We start from the raw sequence: 19111 nt of genomic DNA, 5'->3' as shown, positions 1-19111 counted from the left end.
GGGTCGTGCCAGTTCCGGCGCGACCCTTGTCTGTATCGAGTGGAGTTGCTACGCCCGGATCGGCCGGCAGGGGGCGGTGTGATGGGGGCGATGACCGACTCGGCGGAGCAGCGACGGCGTCTGGACGCGATCGATGCCTATCGTCTGAACTGCGCATGGCATGATCCGGCACAGGACGATCTGGTTCTGCTGGCGGCCGACGCCTGCGCCGCGCCGGTGGCGCTGGTTACCCTGATCGAAACCGAACGGCAGCGGTTCCTGGCCCGGACCGGGACCGATCTCGACGGGACGCCGATCGATTACGCGCTGTGCATCCATGCACTGCATTCGTCCGATCTCGTCGAAATCCGCGATCTGGCCGCCGATCCGCGGACGTGCGCCAACCCGATCGTGACCGATGGACCACAGGTCCGCTTCTATGCCGGGGTGCCGCTGCGGGTCGGCGACGACAAAACGGCGATCGGAACGCTTTGCGTGCTCGACACGGTTCCCCGGCCCGACGGCCTGACCGCCGCGCAGGCCGATACGCTCCGCCGTCTGGCGCGGCAGGTGGTGACGACGCTGGACCTGCGCCGTTCGCTGGCCGAACGCGATGCGGCGCTTGCCCGGATCGTCGCCACCGAGCGTCGTTTGTCGAGCGAGGAGCGTCGGTGGCAGCATCTGTTCGAAAATATCGGCGACGGCTTCGCGCTGGGCGAAGTGATCCGCGACACGGGCGGAAAGGTCGTCGACTGGCGCTATCTCGATGCCAATCCGGCATGGTTCGCGCTGTCGGGCTTCGATCGCGCGACGATGCTGGCGCGTACCGGCCGCACGCTGGACGTCAGCGCCCCCGCGCACTGGACGCACGATCTCGACCGGTTGCTGGCCGATGGCAAGCCGGTCGGCTTCGTCCACCATGCGCCATCGCGCGGGCGCTGGTTCCGTGGACGCTGCTTTCGTATCGAGGGCGACCGGTTCGGGGTGATCCTTCACGATACGACCGAGGAGCTGGCGGCGGCGGCACGCCAGGCGGCGCTTATCCGTCTTGGCGACGCGCTGCGCGACTGTCACGACATCGCCGATGTCACCCGGGCCGCGACGACGATGGTCGCCGAAACACTGGGACTGGTGCGAGCGGCGTTTGGCCGGATCGACTCGACAACGACGTTCATCGACGTCGGCCCCGGCTGGAGCGCGCCGGGCGTGTCGGAGATCACTGGCCGGCACCGGCTCGCCGATTTCGGGCCGCTGTGTGATCCTCTGACCCAGAGCGACGCGATCGCGATCGACGACGTCCGGCTCGATTCGCGTAGCATGCCGTATCTGGCGATGCTCGAATCGATCCAGGTCGGAGCGTTGGTGAAGATGCCGGTGCGCCGCGACGGGCGGGTCGTTGCGATCCTCATGGCGCATCACGCGACTGCGCGTCACTGGACGCCCGAGGAACTGGGGTTTCTGCGCAAGGTCGCCGACCGGGTCGAGGTGGGTGTGGCGCAGGTCGAATCGGAAAAGCAGCAGAGCCTGTTGATCCACGAACTGGCGCACCGGTTAAAGAACACCCTGTCGATGGTGCAGGCAATCGCCTCGCAGACGCTGCGCGGGCTGGTCGATCGTGCCCCACTCGATGCGTTCGAAAAGCGGTTGCAGGCGCTGGGCATCGCGCACGACGTGCTGGTCGATCGCGACTGGGTCGGCGCGGACCTGCGGTCGACCGTGCGGCAGGTGATCGCGGTGTTCGGCTGTGACGACCGGATCACGCTGGGCGGACCGGATGTGGCGTTGGGCGCCCGTGCCGCGCTGGGACTGGCGCTGATCCTCCACGAACTGGGGACCAATGCGGTCAAATATGGTGCGCTGTCGAACGCAACTGGCCGCGTCGTGCTGACGTGGCAGGTCGAGGACGAGGTGTTGACGCTGGTCTGGCAGGAACAAGGGGGTCCGGCAGTGACGTGTCCTGCCCGGCGCGGTTTCGGCACGAAACTGCTGGGACTGGGACTGGCGGGAACTGGTGGCAGCACGATCGCCTATGAACCGGATGGCGTTCGGGCCGAAATGCGGGCGACGCTCGGCGAACTTACCGGCGGCTGACCATCGTGTCATAGAAAACGGGCCGCCCCATCAGGAGCGGCCCGCGTTGAACCCGGTGGGTTCGCTCGGTGCTTAGCGCACCGCACCACGACGAACGAGATTCACGATCGCCAGCAGCACGACCGCGCCGATCAACGAATAGACGAAGCTCATCACGGTGATGCCGTTGTTGATGTTGGTTCCGGTGACGAAACCGGCGATCACCGCACCCACGATGCCGACGATGACGTTCAGGAGGATACCCTGCTGTGCGTCAGTCCGCATGATGATGCTGGCCAGCCAGCCCACGACGCCACCTACGATAAGCCAGATGATGAATCCCATGGTCCGTCCCTCCATTTGATGCCGCGCCACAGTAAGTATTCGTACCGGGCGTACTGAGGGAAAGACTCTTGATGGGCTGGCTTGTTCCGCTCCCGTTTTGAGCGAGGTTTCAATATTTTCGCTGTTGCCGGTCGTAGAGCGACCGATAGTGCTGGATTCGGGTGACGCGCAGTCCCGGCATGCCCGACCGGTCGACCGCACGCTGCCAACTGGCGAACTCTTCCGCCGACAGATTGTAGCGATCGCACACGTCGTCGATGCTGAGCAATCCGCCGTTCACCGCCGCGACGACCTCCGCCTTGCGCCGCACCACCCAGCGAGTCGTTTCGGGCGGGGGCAGCGAATCGACCGTCAGCGGCTCGCCGAGCGGACCGATCACTTTTGCCGGACGGATTTTCTGGTTCTCAATCATACTGGACCTCGAACGGGGTGGCGGTGCCCCGGGAAACCTGTTGTCGCGGTCATACGCGGTTGCCTTTAAACATGGTTTAAATCGGTTAGGTAAATATCGTATTCATTCGCAGTCCCTTGCCTGCCGTGGTGCGACGGGCGGGTCCCACGGCGCGACGGATGACGCGAGCAGTGCCGCCGTCCAGCCATCGAACGCCCCGTCGGCGGGATGCAGCAACGATACCGGCGCGCGTTTCCACGCCAGCCGTGTCTGCAACCGCGCCGTCTGGCTGGCTGCCTGGCGTCCGGTCACGGCCGCCAGCAATACCGCCAGATCGGTCGGCAGTACCGTGATCGCGGTGCCACGATCGAAGCGGGCGAAACTCAGATCCAAACCAACCGTCCCAACCAACGTCCTTTAGAAACAGCGTCATGCGCCCACAGTGTTGAAGGTCCGGTAAATATCGTCATTTTTTGCAACTGATCGCGCAAGCGCCTATCTGACGCGCGATGACCGCCGCAGATTTTCAACTCGACCCGCCCCTTGCCGCGCGCCGAATCGTTGTCGCCATGTCGGGCGGCGTCGACAGTTCGGTCGTCGCCGCGCTGGCCCATGCGACCGGCGCGGAGACGATCGGCGTCACGCTGCAACTCTACGATCACGGTGCGGCGGTGGGACGTGCCGGATCGTGCTGTGCCGGACGCGACATTCGCGATGCCCGCGCGGTCTGCGACCGGCTGGGCATCGCGCATTACGTGTTCGATCACGAGACGAGCTTTCGCGAGACGGTGATCGACGATTTCGCCGATGCCTATCTTGCCGGGCGCACCCCGATCCCTTGCGTGAAATGCAACATGGGACCGAAGTTCACCGACCTGTTCGCACTCGCGCGCGATCTGGGCGCGGACTGCCTTGCCACCGGCCATTACATCCGCCGGGTGTTGGGGCCTGCGGGCGCCGAACTGCACCGCGCGGTCGATCCGGCGCGCGACCAGAGCTATTTCCTGTTCGCCACGACCCAGCACCAGCTCGATTTCCTGCGATTTCCGCTGGGCGGCATGCCCAAGGCGCGGGTGCGCGAGATCGCCGCCGAACTGGGCCTTGGCGTCGCCGGCAAGCCCGACAGCCAGGACATCTGCTTCGTCCCCGATGGCGACTATGCCGGGCTGGTCCGCAAACTACGCCCGGAAGCGAACGACGGCGGCGACATCGTCGACCTTGAGGGCCAAGTGCTCGGCCGTCATGGCGGGCTCGTCGGCTATACCGTCGGCCAGCGGCGCGGGCTCGAGATCGGCGGGCTTGCCGAACCGCTCTATGTCGTGCGGCTGGAGCCGGAGACGAAGCGGCTGGTCGTCGGCCCACGCCGCGCGCTGGCGGTGGGCGGGGCACTGTTGTCCGACATCAACTGGATCGGCGGCGATCACGTCGGGCCGCTGACCGCCAAGGTGCGATCGATGGCCAAGCCCGTCCCCGCCGAACTGCATGGCGACCAATTGGTGTTCGACGCGCCCGAATATGGCGTCGCGCCGGGCCAGGCGGCGGTGCTCTATGCCGGTGACCGGGTGCTCGGCGGCGGCTGGATCGAGCGGACGCAAGCGGCTTGAGCTTGCCGCGCGGGCCGCTGCCGCCTAAGGCCCGCGTCCGATGCTGCCCGCGCTCGCCCATGTCCGTGACTGGATTTTCGATCTCGACAACACGCTGTATCCGGCGTCGTGCAACCTGTTCGCCGAGATCGAGGCGCGCATGGGGCAGTATATCTGCGACCTGCTCGACTGCGACGCGCAGGAAGCGCGCCGGGTCCAGAAGATGCACTTCCATGCGCACGGCACCAGCCTGTCGGGGTTGATGACCGAGCATCAGGTCGATCCGCACCATTTCCTGAATTTCGTGCATGACATCGATCTGTCGCCGCTGGTGCCCGACCCCGATCTGCCGCGCCTGCTGGCCGGACTGCCGGGGCGTAAGCTGATCTTCACCAACGGTGACATCGACTATGCCGGCCGGGTGCTCGACAGGCTCGGCCTGTCGGACAGTTTCGCCGGCATCCATGACATTCATGCCACCGCCTATCACCCCAAGCCGCACGTCCGCGCCTATGAAGGACTGTGCGCCGCATGGGAGATCGACCCCGCCCAGTCGCTGTTCGCCGAGGACATGGCGCGCAACCTCGTGCCGGCCAAGGCGGCGGGGATGACGACCTTGTGGGTCGACAACGGGTCCGAACAGGGGCCGGTCGAGGCTTACGACCATATCGATTACACCACGCACGATCTCGTCGCGTGGTTACGCTTCGTGGAGGAATCATGACCGACCTTGCCGCCCAGATCGATGCCGCGTGGGACGCCCGCGCCGAACTGACCGTTCATACGCAGGGCGAGGTGCGCGAGGCGGTCGACGCGGCACTGGCGCTGCTCGATTCGGGCGAGGCACGCGTCGCCGAACCGGTCGAGGGCGGCTGGCAGGTCAACCAGTGGCTCAAGAAGGCGGTGCTCCTCTCGTTCCGGCTGAACGACAACCAGATCATGGACGGCCCCGGCGGCACCAACTGGTTCGACAAGGTGCCGAGCAAGTTCACCGGCTGGGGCGAGCATCGCTTCCGCGAGGCGGGCTTCCGCGCGGTGCCGGGCAGCATCGTGCGGCGCGGCGCGTTCGTCGGCAAGGGCGCGATCCTGATGCCGAGCTTCGTCAACATCGGTGCGTATGTCGGTGAAGGCACGATGGTCGACACCTGGGCGACGGTCGGGTCGTGCGCGCAGATCGGCAAGAACGTCCATCTGTCGGGCGGGGCCGGCATCGGCGGTGTGCTCGAACCGTTGCAGGCCGATCCGGTCATCATCGGCGACGGTGCGTTCATCGGTGCCCGCGCCGAAGTCGCCGAGGGCGTCCGGGTGGGCGAGGGCGCGGTCCTGTCGATGGGGGTCTATCTGGGTGCCTCGACCAAGATCATCGACCGCGCGACCGGCGAAGTGTTTCGTGGCGAAGTGCCGCCCTATGCGGTGGTCGTGCCCGGTTCGATCGGTGGCGGCGACGGCAAGCCCGCGCTCTACTGCGCGGTGATCGTCAAGCGGGTCGATGCGCAAACCCGGTCCAAGACCAGCATCAACGACCTGTTGCGGGATTGATCGGGGCGGCGGGGGCAGGGGGCCACGTCGCATCGACCGGCTTCTCGGTCGCCAGCGACGTCGCCACCGCCTCCGCCCGCGCCAGGACGCGCAGAATATTGCCCTGCGCCAGCGCGGCGAGATCGGCATCGCTCCAGCCGCGCCGTGCCAGTTCGGCGAACAGCAGCGGATAGCCGTCGACCCCCTGCATCCCTTCGGGACCGGTGCCCGAAATGCCGTCATAATCGCCGCCGATGCCGACATGCGCCCGGCCCGCAATCCGGGCGATATGCTCGACATGGTCGGCCATCGTCGATGCCGTGACGCGCGGTGCGGGATTGGCCGCGTCCCATGCCTGCATCGCCGCCGGTGCCCGCGCGCCATAGCGGTTGGTCGGCAGCCCCTGCGTCTTGGCATAGGCGCTGCGGGCATTGTCCCATGCGTTCCACTGCGCCGACAGGAAGGCGGGATAGGCGTTGACCATCACCACGCCCCCATTCCGCCCGATCGCGCCCAGCAGCGCGTCGGGAATGTTGCGCGGCCGGTCGGCCAATGCGCGCGCGTTGGAGTGCGACGCGATCACTGGTGCCTTGCTCACCGCCAGCACCGCCGACATCGTTGCGTCGGATACATGCGCGACGTCGACCAGCATCCCCAGCCGGTTCATCTCCGCCACCACCTGTCGACCGAATCCGGTCAGCCCGTTCGCTTGCGGGGCATCGGTCGAACTGTCCGCCCAGCCGACGCTCTTGCCGTGCGTCAGCGTCATGTAGCGCACGCCCAGCACCCGATATTGCCGCAGCACCGACAGCCGGCCGTCGATCTGGTGCCCGCCCTCCACGCCGATCAGCGACGCGATCCGGCCGCTCCGGGCGATTCGCGCCATGTCGGCGGCGTCCTTCGCTAGCGCCATGCGGGTCGGGTTCGCGGCGATCATCCGCCGGACGATGTCGATCTGCTCGATCGTCGTCTCGACCGCCTGCGGTCCGGTGGTCGTCGCCGGAATCCACACCGACCAGAATTGCCCGCCGACATGGCCCCGGGCGAGCCGGGCGAGATCGGTCTGGAGCGGGGGATCGATCCGGCTTGTATCGGCGGTCAGGTCGACCGATTCGACAGCCGCGCCATGTCCGTCGCGCAATTCCCACGGCAGGTCGTTGTGCCCGTCGATGATCGGGTGTCGCGCCAGTACCCGTTCGGCTCGCGCCACATCGGCAGGGGTCGGGGCGGTGGCTTGCACAGCCAGCAACAGCAGGGGAGCGAACATCATGGCGTCAGGCTACCGTGCGGTCATGCGGCACGACAAGCGCTTTACCCCATGTGGTGCGCCGTGCTTTGGTCACGGAAATCCTGTCGGGGAGGCCGTCCGATGTTTGCGCTGCTGTTGATCGGCCTTGGCCAGACTGCCGCCCCGCCGCCCGAACGGTTCTCGATCCTCGTCGATCCCTGTGCGTCGCAGCGGCGCCATTCGCAGGACGACGAAATTCTGGTGTGCGGCGAACAGGCACGCGATCCGCGTCTTCCGATTCCCGCCGAACGTACGCCGCCCGACCGGCCGCTGGCGTCGAACCCCTATACCGATGGTGCCGGAGCGATGGCCGCCGCCGCACCGCCCTGCGCCACCTTGTCGCAGGGCTGTACCACCGGGGTCGACATGATCGGTGGCGGCGTGTTCCTCGTCCGCGCGCTGGGCAAGCTGATCGATCCGAATAGCTGCTGCGAGGAGCCGGGCGAATACAAGGACGTCGGCAAGTTGATCGGCGATGTCATGCGTGGCGCGAAGCGCGGCCCGTCGAAGGCCGAACGTGCCAAGCGGGTGGCGATCCCGCTCGATCCGGCGGTGCCTTTGCCGGTGGCGGTTCCGGGAGGGACGACGCGGGAGTAAATCCCGCGTCGTCGGTCGTCGCTATGGCGACGCCGGCCGTCGCCGTTGTATGCGCTACGGCTTCACCGTCGCGCACCGGCGCGTAGCTCCGCTACGTGCCTTACAACTTCGCGGTGATCTCCGGCACCAGCGTGAACAGGTCGCCCACCAGCCCGACATCGGCGACCTGGAAGATCGGCGCATCCTCGTCCTTGTTGATCGCGACGATGACCTTGCTGTCCTTCATCCCCGCCAGATGCTGGATCGCGCCCGAGATGCCGACCGCGATATAGACTTCGGGGGCGACGATCTTGCCGGTCTGGCCGACCTGATAGTCGTTGGGCGCATAGCCCGCATCCACCGCCGCGCGGCTGGCACCGACCGCCGCGTTCAGCTTGTCGGCCAGCGGATCGATCAGTGCATGGAACTGCTCTTCCGATCCGAGCGCGCGACCGCCCGAGACGATGATCTTGGCGCTGGTCAGCTCGGGCCGTTCCGATGCCGCAATCTCCGAACCGACGAAGCTCGACACGCCCTTGTCCCCGGTCGAGCCGACGGCCTCGACGCTGGCCGATCCGCCGGTCGCTTCCGCCTTGTCGAACGCCGTGCCGCGCACCGTCAGCACCAGCTTGGGATCGCTGGTCCTGACCGTCGCGATCGCGTTGCCGGCATAGATCGGGCGGGTGAAGCTGTCCGGTCCCTCGACCGACAGGATTTCGCTGATCTGCATCACGTCGAGCAACGCGGCAACGCGCGGCGCGATGTTCTTGCCGGTGGTGGTCGCCGCCGTGACGAAGGCGTCGTGGCTGCCCATCAGCTCGACGACCAGCGGCGCGACGTTCTCAGCCAGATTGTGGGCGAAGGCGGCATCGTCGGCAACCAGCACCCGGGCGACACCGGCGATCTGCGCTGCGGCCTGCGCGACGCTGTCGACCCCCTGACCCGCGACCAGCAGATCGACGTCGCCCAGCTTCGCGGCGGCGGTAACGGCGGCGAAGGTGGCGTCCTTGACGACCGAACCGTCGTGTTCGACCCAAACCAGCGTCTTCATGCGACCACTCCCAGCGTCTTGAGCTTGGCTACCAGTTCGTCGGCATCGGCGACCTTGACGCCCGCCTGCCGCTTGGCCGGTTCCTCGACCTTCACCGTCGTCAGCCGCGGGGTCACGTCGACGCCGTAATCGGCGGCGGTCTTGGCCGCCAACGGCTTGGACTTGGCCTTCATGATGTTGGGCAGCGAGGCATAGCGCGGCTCGTTGAGGCGCAGGTCGGTGGTGACGATCGCCGGCAGCGTGAGCGCGACCGTCTCCAGCCCGCCGTCCACTTCGCGGGTAACGTTCACGCTGTCGCCCGACACCTCGACTTTGCTGGCGAAGGTCCCCTGGGCATAGCCAGTGAGCGCCGCCAACATCTGCCCGGTCTGGTTGTTATCGTCGTCGATCGCTTGTTTGCCGAGAATCACCAGACCCGGCTGCTCCTCGTCGACCACCGCCTTCAGCAGCTTGGCGACGCCCAGCGGTTCGACTTTCGTCTCGCTGGTGATGAGGATCGCACGGTCGGCACCCATCGCCAGCGCGGTGCGCAGCGTGTCCTGCGACTTCTGCTCGCCGATCGAGACGACGACGATCTCGGTCGCCACGCCCTTCTCCTTCAGGCGGATCGCTTCCTCGACCGCGATCTCGTCGAACGGGTTCATGCTCATCTTGACGTTGGCGAGGTCGACCCCGCTTCCGTCAGCCTTCACGCGGGGCTTCACATTATAGTCAAGCACGCGCTTGACCGGCACCAGCACCTTCATGGGCACTCCCTCTCAAAATTCTTGCACGGCGACGTCGGCGGTTTCTGTGGCGGTACTGCGTGGTTTTCGCAAGTCCGGTACGGAAAGGCCGGGTCGCGGGTGCGACAGGCGGCAACCCTAGACCGAATCACCCAGCCACCCAACGAAAAAGGGCCCGGACGTTTCCGCCCGGGCCCCTTTCGGTTCGCTTGCGCGCGAAGGCGATCAGGCCGCCTTCTGCACTTCCGCCACGATCTTCTTGGCGGCGTCGCCCAAGTCGTTGGCCGGAACGATCGCCAAACCCGAATTGGCGAGGATGTCCTTGCCGGCCTGCACGTTGGTCCCTTCCAGACGGACGACCAGCGGCACCGACAGGTTCACTTCCTTCGCGGCGGCGACGATGCCCTCGGCGATGATGTCGCACTTCATGATGCCGCCGAAGATGTTGACGAGGATGCCCTTCACCGCCGGATCGGCGAGGATGATCTTGAACGCCGCCGTCACCTTCTCCTTGTTGGCGCCGCCGCCCACGTCGAGGAAGTTGGCCGGGAACATGCCGTTCAGCTTGATGATGTCCATCGTCGCCATGGCGAGGCCGGCGCCGTTGACCATGCAGCCGATGTCGCCGTCGAGCTTGATGTAGGCGAGGTCGTACTTCGACGCCTCCAGCTCCATCGCGTCCTCTTCGGTGGTGTCGCGCAGTTCCATCAGGTCCTTGTGACGGAACATGGCGTTGCCGTCGAACGCGACCTTGGCGTCGAGCACGACCAACTGGCCTTCCTCGGTGACGGCCAGCGGGTTGATCTCGATCTGCTCGGCATCGGTGCCGAGGAACGCATCGTATAGCTTCGACGCGACGCTGGCGGCCTGCTTGGCAAGGTCGCCCTTCAGTTCGAGCGCGGCGGCGACGGCGCGGCCGTGGTGCGGCTGGAACCCGGTCGCCGGATCAATGTCGATCGAATGGATCTTCTCGGGCGTGTCATGCGCCACGGTTTCGATGTCCATGCCGCCTTCGGTCGAGGCGACCATCGAGACGCGGCCGGTCGCACGGTTGACGAGCAGCGCGAGGTAGAATTCCTGCGCGATGTTCGCGCCGTCGGTCACGTACAGGCGGTTGACCTGCTTGCCGGCGTCGCCGGTCTGGATCGTGACCAGCGTGTTGCCGAGCATGTCGGTGGCGTGCGCGCGGACTTCGTCGAGGTTCCACGCGAGACGGACACCGCCCTTGGCGTCGGGGGCCAGTTCCTTGAACTTGCCCTTGCCGCGCCCGCCGGCGTGAATCTGCGACTTGACGACATACAGCGGCCCGGGGAGCTTGCCGGCGGCCTCGACGGCTTCGTCGACGGTGAGCGCGGCGAACCCCTGCGGGACCGGCACGCCGAACTTCGCCAGCAGTTCCTTGGCCTGATATTCGTGAATGTTCATGACGTTGCCTTCCGCCTCTCGGGTGGTTGTACGCAAGTTTGCGAAGTTGACGCGCGTAAAGCACATGCGCGCAGGCGAATCCAGTCCGAAAGCGCATTAATGCAATTGCGTCGCAAATGCTTTAACCGAGACGCCAGTTGTGGACGTGGCAACGGGCGGTGGTGGCGCGGACCCGTTGCGCCACATTGGCGGGAAGATCGCGTGCGATCGCTGCCTGCGCTTCGGCGAGCGTCCGCGGACGGTCGGCGGTGTACCTGTCGGGCGATGCCCGGAATCCGGCGAGCACCGCGTCGCGGAACGCCTTTTCTTCCACCGGAGTCAGCGCATCATAGGTGCGTTCGGCGATGCAGTTGGCGAAGCGCTCGGGCAGGCTGTGCAACAGCCACGACTGCAACTTCTGTTCGTCGGTCGGCTGACACCCAGCCAGCAAAGCCATCGCGAACAAGGTCGCTGTCACCCTCGCGCTTTTCATGGGGCGAGGCTATATCGCCGCCATGCACTGGGCAATCGGTATCCTGATCTTCGTCGCGACCGTGATCTTCATGGAAGGGTTCGCCTATGTCGCGCACCGCTGGCTGATGCACGGGCCGGGCTGGTTCCTTCACGCCAGCCACCATGCGCCCCGCCATGGTAACTGGGAGTGGAACGACCTGTACGCCGCGATCTTCGCGGTGCCGTCGATCGTGCTATTGCTGGGCGGGGTGCAATGGGGCTGGTGGCCGGGCACGATCTGGATCGGCGCGGGGATCGCCGCCTATGGGGCGATCTATTTCGGGTTCCATGACGTGATCGTCCACCGCCGGCTCAGCCATCGTTATCTGCCCAGGTCGTCCTATATGAAGCGGATCATCTCCGCGCACCGGCTGCACCATGTCGTCGAAACGAAGCACGGCACGGTCAGCTTCGGTTTCCTGTGGGCCCCGAAGCCTGAGGACCTCAAGGCGACGTTGAAGGCGCGCGGAAACGCCGGGGTGCGCGCGCCGACCGCCGTCACCCGCGATCCGGTCGAGCATCCGTGACGCCCGGGGGGTGGCAGGCACGCGCACTGTCGTGGCTGCTGGCGGTGTTCGCTACACTGGCGATGGTCGGCGCGGTCGCCACCATGTCGACCAACACGCCTGGCGGCATGGCCGATGGGGGCGGGCAGGCAAGCCGCAGCGATGGCCCGCAGGCGGTCGACTCACGCGCCGCTGCACCCGAAGCTGGCACTCCCGCCCCGTTCACCACTGGCGCGCCGCGCGAGTTGACCCCCGAACAAACCACCGCCCGGATTCACGCCGATGCGTTGCACGACATCGCCGGTTGGCTGGCGGCGCTGACCTATGCGGTATTGGCGCTGGTCGCGGTGATGGCGGTCGGCGTGCTGGCGCTGTTCCGTATCGCGCAGATGCGGGGCGACGCGGTCCGTTGATCGTCGATCCGTGGTTCTACGCGCTGGCGATCCCCGCCGTCGCCTCGCAGGGGCTGGCCAAGGGCGGGTTCGCCGGAGTCGGTTCGCTCGCCATGCCGATGCTGGCGCTGGCGATCGATCCGGTACAGGCCGCCGCGATCCTGCTGCCGATCCTGATCGTGCAGGATGTGGTGGGGGTATGGGCGTTCCGTCGGACGTTCGACGCGCATGTCCTGTTGTGGATGCTGCCCGGCGCGGCGGTGGGAATTGCGCTGGGCTATGGCTTTGCGACCATGGTGCAGCCTTCGGCGGTGCTGGCGGCGGTAGGGAGCATCTCGATCCTGTTCGGCGGCTGGCGGCTGTGGACCGAGCGGCACGGCGTACCGGTCGCCTCCGCGTCGCCCGGCTGGGTCGGCAGCCTGTTCGGGGTGCTGTCGGGCATCACCAGCCAGATCGCCCATGCCGGGCAGCCGCCGTTCCAGCTCTGGGTTCTGCCCCGCCGCCTGCCGCGCGACGTGCTGGTGGGGACGACCGCGATCTTCTTCTGCGCGGTCAACTGGTTGAAGGTGCCCGCCTATCTGGCGCTGGGGCAGTTCACGCGGACCAATCTGCTGACCTCGGCCGCATTGCTGCCGGTGGCGATCGCGACGACCTTCGTCGGCGTGTGGCTGGTACGGCGGGTGTCGGCCGAGCGGTTCTACCGGGTGATCTACTGGCTGATGATCGCGGTAGGGGTGAAGTTGCTGTGGGACGGGGTGGTGTGACCCACCCGTGCCGGGTGCGACGGGACGCATCGGTTTTTAGCCGAGAGATAAAATGTCTCGGCCATCAAGCGCGGCATGATCTGGCCGAGGCCGATGCCCGGCCCGAACAGCGGACCATCAATGGACGCATGACGATCCGACCGGGCGAGGGCGTCGCGCCGGCGGCGAAACCGCCCGCGCAATAATCGCCTGGGCCGCGCACCGATCTGCTTCGTCCGTGCGTTCGCGGGAAGAAGGGGGCAATATGGTATCGGTTTCGCGTATCGCCTGGCTGGCCCGGCATGCCGGACGGCAGATCTGGTTCCGCGCCGCGCTCATCAGCGTGGCGAGCGTGGCGGTGGCGGGGTTCGCCGGGATCATCGCGCGGTGGCTGCCCTATCATTTCACCGGCGACATCGGTCAGGACGCGGTCGGCACGGTGCTGGGGATCATCGCATCGTCGATGCTGGCGGTGACGACCTTTTCGTTGACGGCGATGGTCAGCGCCTATTCGTCCGCGACGCAACTCGCCACGCCACGCGCGACGCAGTTGATGATCTCCGACCGAACGTCGCAGAACGCGCTGTCGACATTCCTCGGCGCGTTCGTCTTTGCGGTGGTGGGAATCATCGGGTTGCAGACCCGGCTCTACGGCGGGCAGGGGCGGGTGGTGTTGTTGCTGGCGACCATCCTGCTGATCGTGCTGGTCGTCGTCACGCTGCTGCGCTGGATCGCGCATCTCGCCGCGTTCGGGCGGATGGCGGACGTGATCGACCGGGTCGAGGATGCGGCAGGTTCGGCGATGGCCGCGTTCGCCAGGGACCCGTACGGCGGCGGTAGTCCCGCGGTTGCGCTACCCCCGGGCGCGCGGACGGTGACGGCGGACCGGATCGGCTATGTCACCCATATCGACATGGCGGACCTGATCGCGATCGCCCGCGAACACGGCATCGCGATCCATGTCGAAGCGCTGCCGGGAACGCTGGTGCATGGCGACCGGCCGTTGCTGCGGATCGTCGGCAAGGACGTCGACGAGGCGACTGAGCGGGCGCTGGTGAAGGCGTTCATGGTCGAGCGGCACCGGCGCTTCGATCACGATCTCCGGTTGGGGCTGATCGCGCTGGGCGAGATCGCCGGACGGGCGCTTGCCCCGGCGACGAACGATCCGGGCACCGCGATCGAGGTGGTGAACGCGCTGTTCCGCACCTTGTCGCTGTTGCCCGCCGAAGCGCCGCCGCCCGATGCCGAATTGCCGCCGGTGTATCTGCCGCGTCCCGGCATCGACGAGATGATCCGCGACGGCTTCGTATCGATCATACGCGAGGGTGCCGGCGAGGAAGAGGTGGCGCAGCGTGTGTTGAAAATCCTCGCCGCGCTCGGCAAGGCGCTGCCCCATGCCGGAGCGACCACCCATGCGCTTGCCGAGGAGCTGCGCCGCAATGTCCGGCGGGTGATGCAGGACGAAGCGGCGCTGGCGCGGACGTTGGGGGGCGTTTAGTCGAACAGGCTCGACACCGACGATTCGTCGGCGATGCGGCGGATCGCTTCGGCCAGCAGCGGGGCGATGGTCAGGTGGCGGATCTTGGTCCCCTGCGCGATCACGTCGTGGTTGCCGATCGAATCGGTGATGACCAGTTCTTCCAGCGCCGATGCCTCGACGCGGGCGACAGCGCCGCCCGACAGCACGCCGTGGGTGCAATAGGCGACGACGCCGACCGCGCCGGCCTGTTTCAATGCGGCCGCCGCGTTGCACAGCGTGCCTGCCGAGTCGACAATATCGTCGATCAGCACGCAGAAGCGGCCCTCGACATCGCCGATGATGTTCATGACCTCGGATTCGCCGGCCCGTTCGCGGCGCTTGTCGACGATGGCGAGGGGGGCGTTGTGCAGCCGCTTGGCAAGGCTGCGCGCGCGGACCACGCCGCCGACGTCGGGCGAGACGACCATCAGGTTATGCTCGCCGAAGCGGGTCTTGATGTCCTCCGACATCACCGGCGCGCCGTAGAGATTGTCGGTCGGAATATCGAAGAAACCCTGAATCTGCCCGGCATGGAGATCGACGCACAGCACGCGGTCGGCGCCCGCCTCGGTCACGATGTTCGCCACCAGCTTGGCCGAGATCGGCGTGCGGGGGCCGGGTTTGCGGTCCTGCCGGGCATAGCCGAAATAGGGGATGACGGCGGTGATGCGCCGTGCCGACGCGCGTTTCAGCGCGTCGATCATGATGAGCATCTCCATCAGATTGTCGTTGACCGGATAGCTGGTCGACTGGATGACGAACACGTCCTCGCCGCGCACATTCTCCAGCACCTCGACGAAGATTTCCTCGTCGGCGAAGCGCCGGACGCTCGCCTTGGTCAGCGGGATTTCGAGATAGTCCGCGATCGCGGTCGACAGGGGAAGGTTGGAATTGCCCGCCAGCAGCTTCATGGAATGCCCCGTGGTCCGTGTGTGGAGAAGATGGGCGCGCCATAGAGCGCATGGACGAAATGTGAAACCCATGTGACGCCCGTGTTTGCGCCGATCCTCCAAATGGGCGAGAGGGCGGCCATGATCGTCACCCGTTTCGCCCCCAGCCCGACCGGCACGCTGCACGTCGGCAACCTTCGCACCGCGCTCCACAACTGGATGTTCGCGAAGCGGCACGGCGGGCGGTTCCTGCTGCGGATCGACGATACCGACAAGGCACGCAGCGAAGAGCGGTTCGTCGAGGCGATCCGCGCCGACCTGGCGTGGCTGGGGCTGACCCCCGATGGCGAGGAACGCCAGTCGGCACGGTTCGACCGGTACGAGGCGGTGTTCGCCGACATGGTCGCTGCCGGGCGCATCTATCCGGCATATGAGACGCCCGAGGAACTCGACCTGCGGCGCAAGATCCTCGCCGGGCGGGGATTGCCGCCGGTGTACGACCGGGCGGCACTGAACCTGACCGACGCGGATCGCGAACGGCTGGAAGGGGAAGGGCGGCGACCGCACTGGCGCTTCCGGCTGGCGGCGGAACCGATCCTGTGGGACGACATGATCCGTGGGCCACAGCGCTTCGACGGTGCGCTGCTGTCCGATCCGGTGGTGCGCCGCGCCGACGGATCATGGCTGTATCTGCTGCCCTCGGTCATCGACGATGTCGACATGGGCGTCACCCATGTCGTGCGCGGCGAGGATCATGTGTCGAACACGGCCACGCAGATGCAGATGTTTCAGGCGATGGACGCGACGCCGCCGGCGTTCGCGCATGAGGCACTGCTGACGGGGAACGAGGGCAAGCTGTCGAAGCGGCTGGGATCGCTGGGGATCGATCATTTCCGTAATGAGGGCATCGAACCCGAGGCGATCATCGCGCTGCTCGCACGGCTCGGCACCAGCGATCCGGTGGAGCCGATCGTCGATCCGGCGCCGCTGGTCGAGGGGTTCGACTTTGCCCGCTTCGGTCGCGCGCCAGCGCGGTTCGACGAGGGCGAACTGGCGCAGGTAAACGCGCGGATCGTCCACCAACTGCCGTACGGGCGCGTCGCGGACTTGCTGCCCGAGGGCATGGATGCGGCCGCATGGGCAGCGGTGCGCGGCAATCTGGAGCGGGTGAGCGATGCCGCCGACTGGTGGCGGGTCGTGACCGGGCCGGTCGCGCGGCCGGCGCTGGGCGAAGAGGATGCGGCGTTCCTCGCCACTGCCGCGCGCGTTGCGGCGACGATCGCGTGGGAGTCACCATGGGCCGAACTGACCGGCGCTTTGAAGGCGGAGACGGGGCGCAAGGGCAAGGCGCTGTTCCTGCCGCTGCGCCTCGCGCTGACCGGGCGCGAGCATGGGCCGGACATGGCCGCGCTGCTGCCGCTGATCGGGCGAGAGGCGGCGATCGCACGGTTGACGTAGGCGTCAGCTTTACAGCCGTCCCCGACAGGTATCTCCTCGCAGCTCGGCCGATTTGGCCTGGGAGAGTTGCATCGAGGAGCGTGAGGGCATGGCATATCAGGGACAACGTGGCCTCAGTCCGACCGGACTGGGAATAGCGATAGCGATCAACGGCGCACTGCTGGCGCTGATGACGACGATGGCGACGACGACCATCCTGCGCGGCGGGGACGAGCCGCTGACAACGATCAACATTCCCATCGACCCACCGCCCCCGCCGATCGATCCCCCCAAGCCGTTGCCGCGGACCGCCGTGCCCGATCCCGCGCCGGCGCCGCTGCCGTTCAACCCGCCCGCACCGTTCCCGGTGCCCGGTCCGGTGATCGCGAGCACCGACATCCTGCCACCGATCGCGCCGCCGTCACCGGTCACGGCATCGCCCGGCGGCACGGGCAGCGGCACCGGCGGCGTCACGGTCGCCTCGCCGCTTCCCGTGCTGGTCGCCGCCAGCGTCGATCCACGCTACCGCGCCGATTTCCAGCCCGACTATCCGGCGTTCGAGCGCAATCAGGCCCGCGACGGGGTGGTCGTCGTTCGCGTGCTGGTGGGCAGCAACGGCCGCGTCACCGCGATCGAGCCGGTGAGCGCCACCAGCGACGCCTTCTTCGAGGCGACCAAGCGCCGCGCGTTGTCCAAATGGCGCTTTCGTCCCGCGACGCGCGACGGCGTGGCGGTGGAAAGCTGGCGCGAGATGACCGTGCGCTTCACCATGACGGATCAATAGGCATGTAACGCCCGCCCCCGTTCCGCACTGGCGGACGGGGGCGCTCGCGCCTATCTTGGACGGCGTCATGAGTCTGCTCCGCCTGTTCTCGCCGCTACATGCCATCCGCGACTTCGTGGACTATGCCCGTACGCGCAAACCCTATGAATGGTGGTTCCTGCTGCTGTCGATCTGCATCGTGCTGGTGATCGGCTGGGGCTTCGTCCACGATTCGCATTTCGAGCGGCCGTACAAGAAAGAGATCATCTACGTCGAAAGCTGGCCGGCGAACCGCAGCGATGCGGAGATCATCGCCCAGCAGAAGATCGACATGGAGAAGGACCGCATCGCCACCGAGGAATTCCTACGCGATCGTGCCAAGCGTCAGGCCGAATGGAAGCGGATCGACGACAAGCTGAATAGCTGGGGCATCTGACCCACGCCCCCGCCGCCGATCCGCGCCACATGGCGGCGGCGCTGACGCTCGGACAGCGGACGCGCGGGCGGACTACGCCCAATCCCAATGTTGGTTGCATCTTGGTCGATGCCGAGGGGCGGGTTGCCGGGCGCGGCTGGACGCAGCCGGGCGGGCGGCCGCATGCCGAGGCGATGGCGCTGACGCAGGCGGGTGAGCGTGCGCGGGGCGGCACCGCCTATGTCACGCTGGAGCCTTGCGCCCATGTCTCGCCGCGCGGACCGGCCTGCGCCGACCTGTTGGTTGCGGCCGGGGTGGCGCGGGTGGTGGTCGCGATCGGCGATCCCGATCCGCGCACCGATGGCGTGGGGCTTGCCCGGTTGCGCGCGGCGGGCATCGACGTCGTGGTCGGACCGGGCGCGGAGGATGCGCGGCGGTCGATGGCCGGGTTCCTGACGCGGCGCGCGCTTGGCCGGCCGTTCGTGACGCTGAAACTGGCGCTGTCGCTCGACGGCGCGGTGTCGCTGTCGGACGGGCGCAGCCAGTGGATCACCGGACCCGTCGCCCGCGCGCATGGCCATCTGGAGCGCAGCCGGCACGAGGCGATCCTCGTCGGGCGCGGCACCGCCGAGATCGACCGGCCGAAACTGAACGTGCGACTGGCCGGTCTGGGCGACCACAGCCCTGCGCGGGTGGTGCTGTCGGCCGATTGCGCGGCGATGCCGGGGTTCGTCATGCTTCCCGGAGTCGAAGCGCTGGGCGAGCTTCCCGGCGATCATGTGCTGGTGGAGGGCGGCGCGGCCACGGCGGCGGCGTTCCTGCGCGCCGACGTCGTCGACCGGCTGCTGCTGTATCGTGCGCCGATCCTGATCGGGCATGGCCGGACGCTGCCCGACATCGGCCTCACCGATCTGACGCAAGCGCATGGTCGCTGGCGGTTGCACGATGCCCGCAGTCTTGGCAGCGACCGGCTGGAAGTCTACGAGCGCGCCAGATAGGAGCC

Annotated in this window: 22 protein-coding genes; 13 read left to right on the top strand and 9 right to left on the bottom strand. The window is 67.1% G+C overall.

Annotation, left to right across the window (positions count from 1 at the left end; translation table 11 throughout):
* The first annotated feature begins 90 nt into the window (after positions 1–90).
* Positions 91–2070 (top strand): GAF domain-containing protein, encoded by a 1980-nt coding sequence (locus tag LRA89_RS17915; RefSeq protein ID WP_230772330.1) that lies wholly within the window; start codon positions 91–93, stop codon positions 2068–2070.
* A gap of 72 nt (positions 2071–2142) precedes the next feature.
* Here LRA89_RS17915 and LRA89_RS17910 read toward each other — a convergent pair whose 3' ends face one another.
* From LRA89_RS17910 to LRA89_RS17900, 3 genes are all read right to left on the bottom strand, one after another.
* Positions 2143–2394 carry a GlsB/YeaQ/YmgE family stress response membrane protein gene (locus LRA89_RS17910; RefSeq protein WP_055762331.1) on the bottom strand — a complete coding sequence of 84 codons (252 nt, stop codon included), beginning with the start codon at positions 2392–2394 and terminating at the stop codon, positions 2143–2145.
* 109 nt (positions 2395–2503) lie between these two features.
* Positions 2504–2806: a CtrA inhibitor SciP gene (gene sciP, locus LRA89_RS17905; protein WP_055762336.1), complete on the bottom strand. Its 303-nt coding sequence runs from the start codon at positions 2804–2806 to the stop codon at positions 2504–2506.
* Positions 2807–2908: 102 nt separating this feature from the next.
* The gene (locus LRA89_RS17900; RefSeq protein WP_082448549.1) at positions 2909–3178 is read right to left on the bottom strand and encodes a hypothetical protein; all 270 of its coding nucleotides are present in this window, start codon (positions 3176–3178) and stop codon (positions 2909–2911) included.
* Between the two features lie 116 nt (positions 3179–3294).
* Here LRA89_RS17900 and mnmA point away from each other — a divergent pair, with 116 nt between their 5' ends.
* The 3 genes from mnmA to dapD are packed head-to-tail and all read left to right on the top strand — an operon-like array spanning position 3295 to position 5907.
* Entirely contained in the window at positions 3295–4389 is a 1095-nt protein-coding gene (mnmA, locus tag LRA89_RS17895) for a tRNA 2-thiouridine(34) synthase MnmA (RefSeq protein ID WP_056498356.1), read from the top strand.
* Between the two features lie 40 nt (positions 4390–4429).
* A complete protein-coding gene (locus tag LRA89_RS17890; protein WP_230772329.1) occupies positions 4430–5092 on the top strand; it encodes a pyrimidine 5'-nucleotidase in 663 nt (220 codons plus the stop codon).
* Positions 5089–5907 carry a 2,3,4,5-tetrahydropyridine-2,6-dicarboxylate N-succinyltransferase gene (gene dapD, locus LRA89_RS17885; protein ID WP_230772328.1) on the top strand — a complete coding sequence of 273 codons (819 nt, stop codon included), beginning with the start codon at positions 5089–5091 and terminating at the stop codon, positions 5905–5907. The genes LRA89_RS17890 and dapD overlap by 4 nt, the downstream gene beginning before the upstream one ends.
* Here the strand turns inward: dapD and LRA89_RS17880 are convergent.
* Positions 5885–7156 (bottom strand): dipeptidase, encoded by a 1272-nt coding sequence (locus tag LRA89_RS17880; protein ID WP_230772327.1) that lies wholly within the window; start codon positions 7154–7156, stop codon positions 5885–5887. The two genes, dapD and LRA89_RS17880, sit on opposite strands and share 23 nt — an antisense overlap.
* Positions 7157–7255: 99 nt before the next feature.
* Here LRA89_RS17880 and LRA89_RS17875 point away from each other — a divergent pair, with 99 nt between their 5' ends.
* Entirely contained in the window at positions 7256–7771 is a 516-nt protein-coding gene (locus LRA89_RS17875) for a hypothetical protein (protein WP_230772326.1), read from the top strand.
* A gap of 100 nt (positions 7772–7871) precedes the next feature.
* Here the strand turns inward: LRA89_RS17875 and LRA89_RS17870 are convergent, their stop codons facing one another.
* The 4 genes from LRA89_RS17870 to LRA89_RS17855 form a co-directional block, all read right to left on the bottom strand.
* Positions 7872–8801: an electron transfer flavoprotein subunit alpha/FixB family protein gene (locus LRA89_RS17870; protein ID WP_055762351.1), complete on the bottom strand. Its 930-nt coding sequence runs from the start codon at positions 8799–8801 to the stop codon at positions 7872–7874.
* On the bottom strand, positions 8798–9547 hold the full coding sequence (locus LRA89_RS17865; RefSeq protein ID WP_055762355.1) for an electron transfer flavoprotein subunit beta/FixA family protein: 750 nt from the start codon (positions 9545–9547) through the stop codon (positions 8798–8800). The genes LRA89_RS17870 and LRA89_RS17865 overlap by 4 nt, the downstream gene beginning before the upstream one ends.
* Positions 9548–9751: 204 nt before the next feature.
* Positions 9752–10951, bottom strand: coding sequence for an ADP-forming succinate--CoA ligase subunit beta (gene sucC / locus LRA89_RS17860; protein WP_055762358.1), 1200 nt, complete (start codon positions 10949–10951; stop codon positions 9752–9754).
* A 121-nt stretch (positions 10952–11072) separates the two neighbouring features.
* A complete protein-coding gene (locus LRA89_RS17855; protein ID WP_230772325.1) occupies positions 11073–11408 on the bottom strand; it encodes a hypothetical protein in 336 nt (111 codons plus the stop codon).
* A 37-nt stretch (positions 11409–11445) separates the two neighbouring features.
* Here LRA89_RS17855 and LRA89_RS17850 point away from each other — a divergent pair, with 37 nt between their 5' ends.
* The 4 genes from LRA89_RS17850 to LRA89_RS17835 all read left to right on the top strand — a co-directional run bounded on the left by LRA89_RS17850 (position 11446) and on the right by LRA89_RS17835 (position 14582).
* Positions 11446–11970 carry a sterol desaturase family protein gene (locus LRA89_RS17850; protein ID WP_055762509.1) on the top strand — a complete coding sequence of 175 codons (525 nt, stop codon included), beginning with the start codon at positions 11446–11448 and terminating at the stop codon, positions 11968–11970.
* Positions 11967–12362 carry a hypothetical protein gene (locus LRA89_RS17845; protein WP_056498371.1) on the top strand — a complete coding sequence of 132 codons (396 nt, stop codon included), beginning with the start codon at positions 11967–11969 and terminating at the stop codon, positions 12360–12362. The genes LRA89_RS17850 and LRA89_RS17845 overlap by 4 nt, the downstream gene beginning before the upstream one ends.
* Entirely contained in the window at positions 12359–13105 is a 747-nt protein-coding gene (locus LRA89_RS17840) for a sulfite exporter TauE/SafE family protein (RefSeq protein WP_055762366.1), read from the top strand. The genes LRA89_RS17845 and LRA89_RS17840 overlap by 4 nt, the downstream gene beginning before the upstream one ends.
* Positions 13106–13349: 244 nt before the next feature.
* Complete coding sequence (locus LRA89_RS17835) at positions 13350–14582, top strand: DUF2254 domain-containing protein (RefSeq protein ID WP_230772323.1); 1233 nt, start codon at positions 13350–13352, stop codon at positions 14580–14582.
* Here LRA89_RS17835 and LRA89_RS17830 read toward each other — a convergent pair.
* Positions 14579–15514, bottom strand: coding sequence for a ribose-phosphate pyrophosphokinase (locus LRA89_RS17830; RefSeq protein ID WP_055762372.1), 936 nt, complete (start codon positions 15512–15514; stop codon positions 14579–14581). The genes LRA89_RS17835 and LRA89_RS17830 overlap by 4 nt on opposite strands.
* 120 nt (positions 15515–15634) lie before the next feature.
* On the opposite strand from LRA89_RS17830, the gene gltX reads away from it, so the two are divergent.
* From gltX to ribD, 4 genes are all read left to right on the top strand, one after another.
* Positions 15635–16951, top strand: coding sequence for a glutamate--tRNA ligase (gltX, locus tag LRA89_RS17825; protein ID WP_230772322.1), 1317 nt, complete (start codon positions 15635–15637; stop codon positions 16949–16951).
* Between the two features lie 88 nt (positions 16952–17039).
* Entirely contained in the window at positions 17040–17714 is a 675-nt protein-coding gene (locus LRA89_RS17820; protein ID WP_055762379.1) for a TonB family protein, read from the top strand.
* Positions 17715–17781: 67 nt separating this feature from the next.
* The gene (locus tag LRA89_RS17815; protein WP_056498376.1) at positions 17782–18129 is read left to right on the top strand and encodes a hypothetical protein; all 348 of its coding nucleotides are present in this window, start codon (positions 17782–17784) and stop codon (positions 18127–18129) included.
* 29 nt (positions 18130–18158) lie between these two features.
* Positions 18159–19106 carry a bifunctional diaminohydroxyphosphoribosylaminopyrimidine deaminase/5-amino-6-(5-phosphoribosylamino)uracil reductase RibD gene (gene ribD / locus LRA89_RS17810; protein ID WP_230772321.1) on the top strand — a complete coding sequence of 316 codons (948 nt, stop codon included), beginning with the start codon at positions 18159–18161 and terminating at the stop codon, positions 19104–19106.
* Positions 19107–19111 lie beyond the last annotated feature (5 nt).

Origin of the sequence: Sphingomonas sp. Leaf4, assembly GCF_920939515.1 — a bacterium.
GTDB lineage: Bacteria > Pseudomonadota > Alphaproteobacteria > Sphingomonadales > Sphingomonadaceae > Sphingomonas.
Note: the sequence above shows the minus strand (reverse complement) of the source record. Positions and strands in the feature narration are given on the sequence as shown.

Bases quoted from the DNA above. Each gene is read 5' to 3' on its own strand.
- LRA89_RS17865 (WP_055762355.1), bottom strand. From the start codon at position 9,547: ATGAAGGTGCTGGTGCCGGTCAAGCGCGTGCTTGACTATAATGTGAAG.
- sciP (WP_055762336.1), bottom strand. From the start codon at position 2,806: ATGATTGAGAACCAGAAAATCCGTCCGGCAAAAGTGATCGGTCCGCTC.
- LRA89_RS17820 (WP_055762379.1), top strand. From the start codon at position 17,040: ATGGCATATCAGGGACAACGTGGCCTCAGTCCGACCGGACTGGGAATA.
- LRA89_RS17875 (WP_230772326.1), top strand. From the start codon at position 7,256: ATGTTTGCGCTGCTGTTGATCGGCCTTGGCCAGACTGCCGCCCCGCCG.
- LRA89_RS17890 (WP_230772329.1), top strand. From the start codon at position 4,430: ATGCTGCCCGCGCTCGCCCATGTCCGTGACTGGATTTTCGATCTCGAC.
- LRA89_RS17830 (WP_055762372.1), bottom strand. From the start codon at position 15,514: ATGAAGCTGCTGGCGGGCAATTCCAACCTTCCCCTGTCGACCGCGATC.
- LRA89_RS17910 (WP_055762331.1), bottom strand. From the start codon at position 2,394: ATGGGATTCATCATCTGGCTTATCGTAGGTGGCGTCGTGGGCTGGCTG.
- LRA89_RS17850 (WP_055762509.1), top strand. From the start codon at position 11,446: ATGCACTGGGCAATCGGTATCCTGATCTTCGTCGCGACCGTGATCTTC.
- LRA89_RS17870 (WP_055762351.1), bottom strand. From the start codon at position 8,801: ATGAAGACGCTGGTTTGGGTCGAACACGACGGTTCGGTCGTCAAGGAC.
- sucC (WP_055762358.1), bottom strand. From the start codon at position 10,951: ATGAACATTCACGAATATCAGGCCAAGGAACTGCTGGCGAAGTTCGGC.
- ribD (WP_230772321.1), top strand. From the start codon at position 18,159: ATGGCGGCGGCGCTGACGCTCGGACAGCGGACGCGCGGGCGGACTACG.
- mnmA (WP_056498356.1), top strand. From the start codon at position 3,295: ATGACCGCCGCAGATTTTCAACTCGACCCGCCCCTTGCCGCGCGCCGA.
- LRA89_RS17915 (WP_230772330.1), top strand. From the start codon at position 91: ATGACCGACTCGGCGGAGCAGCGACGGCGTCTGGACGCGATCGATGCC.
- LRA89_RS17835 (WP_230772323.1), top strand. From the start codon at position 13,350: ATGGTATCGGTTTCGCGTATCGCCTGGCTGGCCCGGCATGCCGGACGG.
- LRA89_RS17815 (WP_056498376.1), top strand. From the start codon at position 17,782: ATGAGTCTGCTCCGCCTGTTCTCGCCGCTACATGCCATCCGCGACTTC.
- LRA89_RS17880 (WP_230772327.1), bottom strand. From the start codon at position 7,156: ATGATGTTCGCTCCCCTGCTGTTGCTGGCTGTGCAAGCCACCGCCCCG.
- dapD (WP_230772328.1), top strand. From the start codon at position 5,089: ATGACCGACCTTGCCGCCCAGATCGATGCCGCGTGGGACGCCCGCGCC.
- gltX (WP_230772322.1), top strand. From the start codon at position 15,635: ATGATCGTCACCCGTTTCGCCCCCAGCCCGACCGGCACGCTGCACGTC.